The 2695-nt window shown below is 70.8% G+C and carries 1 protein-coding gene; it reads left to right on the top strand.

What is annotated here, in order from left to right; genetic code table 11:
* Nucleotides 1–230: 230 nt before the first annotated feature.
* Nucleotides 231–2570 (top strand): RelA/SpoT family protein, encoded by a 2340-nt coding sequence (locus tag AC13HU_RS35300; RefSeq protein ID WP_483046084.1) that lies wholly within the window; start codon nucleotides 231–233, stop codon nucleotides 2568–2570.
* The last annotated feature ends 125 nt before the right edge of the window (nucleotides 2571–2695 follow it).

The following is a 2695-nucleotide window of genomic DNA, read 5'->3' as shown; positions in this document are numbered from 1 at the left end:
GAGGAGTGCCGTTGCCAGACCAGGCCCAGCCGCTCGACGCCGCCGACGGGACCGCCCAGGGGACGGGTCCGGACGGCGGGGACGGCACGCCCGCGCCTGTCGCGCCGGCGCCCACGCCCGCGTCCGCACCTGCCTCGACGTCCGCGCCCGCCGCGGGGGAGACGGCGCAGCCGGAGAGCGACGGCGAGCGCGAAGGCGCCACCCTCGCGCCCAAGCCCGCGCCGGCCGCCATCCGGCCGGTCCGCACCCCCGGCAGCGTCGCACCGACCCGGCCCGGCCCCTCCTCCAGCCGGGTCCGCGCCCGGCTCGCCCGGCTCGGCGTGCAGCGCTCCAGCGCCTACAACCCGGTGCTCGAACCCCTGCTGCGGGTCGTCCGGGGCAACGACCCCAAGGGCGACAGCGCGCAGCTGCGGCAGATCGAGGCCGCCTACCAGGTCGCCGAGCGCTGGCACCGCGGCCAGAAGCGCAAGAGCGGCGACCCGTACATCACCCACCCGCTGGCGGTCACCACCATCCTCGCCGAGCTGGGCATGGACCCCGCCACCTTGATGGCCGGGCTGCTGCACGACACCGTCGAGGACACCGAGTACGGCCTGGAGCAGCTGCGCCGCGACTTCGGCGACCGGGTCGCCCTGCTCGTCGACGGCGTCACCAAGCTGGACAAGGTCAAGTTCGGCGAGGCCGCGCAGGCCGAGACGGTGCGCAAGATGGTCGTCGCGATGGCCAAGGACCCCCGGGTCCTGGTGATCAAGCTCGCCGACCGGCTGCACAACATGCGCACCATGCGCTACCTCAAGCGGGAGAAGCAGGAGAAGAAGGCCCGCGAGACGCTGGAGATCTACGCCCCGCTCGCCCACCGGCTGGGCATGAACACCATCAAGTGGGAGCTGGAGGACCTCGCCTTCGCGATCCTCTACCCGAAGATGTACGACGAGATCGTCCGCCTCGTCGCCGAACGCGCCCCCAAGCGCGACGAGTACCTCGCCGTGGTCACCGACCAGGTCCAGCAGGACCTGCGCGCGGCCCGGATCAAGGCCACCGTCACCGGCCGCCCGAAGCACTACTACAGCGTCTACCAGAAGATGATCGTCCGCGGCCGGGACTTCGCCGAGATCTACGACCTGGTCGGCATCCGGGTGCTGGTCGACACCGTCCGGGACTGCTACGCGGCGCTCGGCACCATTCACGCGCGATGGAACCCGGTCCCCGGCCGGTTCAAGGACTACATCGCGATGCCGAAGTTCAACATGTACCAGTCGCTGCACACCACCGTGATCGGCCCCAGCGGCAAGCCCGTCGAGCTGCAGATCCGCACCTTCGACATGCACCGCCGCGCCGAGTACGGCATCGCCGCGCATTGGAAGTACAAGCAGGAGGCGGTGGCCGGCGCCTCCAAGGTGCGTACCGACAGCCCGCGTTCGGACAAGAAGGACGACGCGGTCAACGACATGGCGTGGCTGCGCCAGCTGCTCGACTGGCAGAAGGAGACCGAGGACCCGGGCGAGTTCCTGGAGTCGCTGCGGTTCGACCTGTCGCAGAGCGAGGTCTTCGTCTTCACCCCCAAGGGCGACGTGATAGCGCTGCCGGCCGGCGCCACCCCGGTCGACTTCGCCTACGCGGTGCACACCGAGGTCGGCCACCGCACCATCGGCGCCCGCGTCAACGGGCGGCTGGTGCCCCTGGAGTCCACCCTCGACAACGGCGACACCGTGGAGGTCTTCACCTCCAAGGCGTCCGGTGCCGGGCCGTCCCAGGACTGGCTGGGCTTCGTCAAGTCGCCCCGGGCCCGCAACAAGATCCGTGCCTGGTTCTCCAAGGAGCGCCGCGAGGAGGCGGTCGAGCAGGGCAAGGAGGCCATCGCGCGGGCGATGCGCAAGCAGAACCTGCCGATCCAGCGGGTGCTCACCGGCGACTCGCTGGTCACCCTCGCCCACGAGATGCGCTACCCGGACATCTCCGCGCTCTACGCGGCGATCGGCGAGGGGCACATCACCGCGCAGTCCGTGGTGCAGAAGCTGGTCGACGCGCTCGGCGGCGAGGACGGCGCCACCGAGGACATCGCCGAGATCACCACGCCCACCCAGGGCCGCACCAAGCGGCGGAAGAACGCCGACCCGGGCGTCATCGTCAAGGGCGAGAGCGATGTGTGGGTGAAGCTCTCCCGCTGTTGCACCCCGGTGCCGGGCGATCCGATCATCGGCTTCGTCACCCGGGGCAACGGCGTGTCGGTCCACCGCGCCGACTGCGTCAACGTCGACTCGCTCTCCCAGCAGCCCGAGCGGATCATCGAGGTCGAGTGGGCGCCCACCCAGTCCTCGGTGTTCCTCGTCGCCATCCAGGTCGAGGCGTTGGACCGGGCCCGTCTGCTCTCCGACGTCACGCGCGTGCTGTCCGACCAGCACGTCAACATCCTGTCCGCGGCCGTACAGACCTCGCGCGACCGGGTCGCGATCTCCCGTTTCACCTTCGAGATGGGCGACCCCAAGCACCTCGGCCACGTCCTGAAGGCCGTCCGCGGCGTCGAGGGCGTCTACGACGTCTACCGGGTGACTTCCGGCCGGCAGCGGTAGTCGGTAACGGCTCCGGGGGAGCGCGGTTCGCCGCGCCCCCCAGGCACTTACGGCTCACCCTTCTTGCGGAGAAAGCCGCACCAGCAGGGGCGCGGGGAACCGCGCGCCCAGGTACTACCGGCGGG

Source organism: Streptomyces sp. NH27, from assembly GCF_056859195.1.
This window is presented reverse-complemented; position numbering and strand designations above follow the sequence as displayed.